Source organism: Paenibacillus sp. N119s, assembly GCF_059447605.1.
In genome coordinates, this window is the sequence record NZ_JCAJRU010000462.1 from 1 (window position 1) to 961 (window position 961).

Below are 961 nucleotides of genomic sequence, written 5' to 3' on the forward strand. Positions count from 1 at the left end.
CGGAAGGCTGTAGATCATTGCCTTTATAATCCTGATCGAATTGGCCCAAATAGTTAAAACTGATTTCAGGCTGAGCCTGTAACTGCACGCCTGCTTTTTCCAGCACGTTCATATCGGACAGGTAGCGTAAAATCCCATAGCCGATGCCTTTTTGCGGAATATGACGCAGCCCTTCCTTGGTCCGCTTGATCAGGCGAGCAGTATGTCCCCCTTCTCCCAGACTTCCATCCAGTACAACCGGGAATTGGCTCGTAAACCAGCCGACTGTGCGTGTAATATCCACATCCGGTACAATGGCTTCCCGTCCATGGCCCTCCAGGTTGATCAGCACCCGTTCGGAACCAGACCAGTCATAGACGGCTTTTCCGAGCGCAGCCAGCAGCAGGTCATTCATTTCCGTGTTGTACGCGCGATGAGCTTGTTTGAGTAGCTGCTCGGTTTCCTGCTTCGTCCAGCGGACCGTGACCACTTCACTGTCTTCGAGCCGTGCCTTGTCATTTGCAAAATCCGTCGGCAAAGGCTTCGCGAGGCTTGCTTCGGCTTGTTCGATATGCTGCCAGTAGGCAAGCTCCCGCTCCATCGACGCCTGATTGGCATAGGCTGACAGCTGTTTGGCCCATACCTGGAATGAATCTGTTTTATGCGGCAATCGAATGGCTGTGCCGGTTTGACCTGCAACAGCCTGCTCATAACCAGATGCCAAATCCTCCAGCAAAATACGCCAGGATACACCGTCTACAACCAAATGATGAATGACGATTAATAAATGGTCACCCTCCGCGCAGTGGAACAGACCGAGCTTCACAAGTGGACCCTCGCTCAAATGAATGCTCGCTTGAATTTCGCTCGCCTTGGCTTCCACAGCGGTCGATTCGTCTTCGACTCCGCTGACATCTACAATGTCCAGCGTGTATAGTTCGCCTTCCTCTACGCTGCGGTTCCAAGCGACATAACCCTGCTC

General features: G+C 52.7%; 1 protein-coding gene. It reads right to left on the reverse strand.

From position 1 onward, the window contains the following. Positions 1-961, reverse strand: a 961-nt coding sequence (locus tag AC5V8P_RS25750; RefSeq protein ID WP_495474079.1) for a condensation domain-containing protein, incomplete at both ends; no start/stop codon positions are given.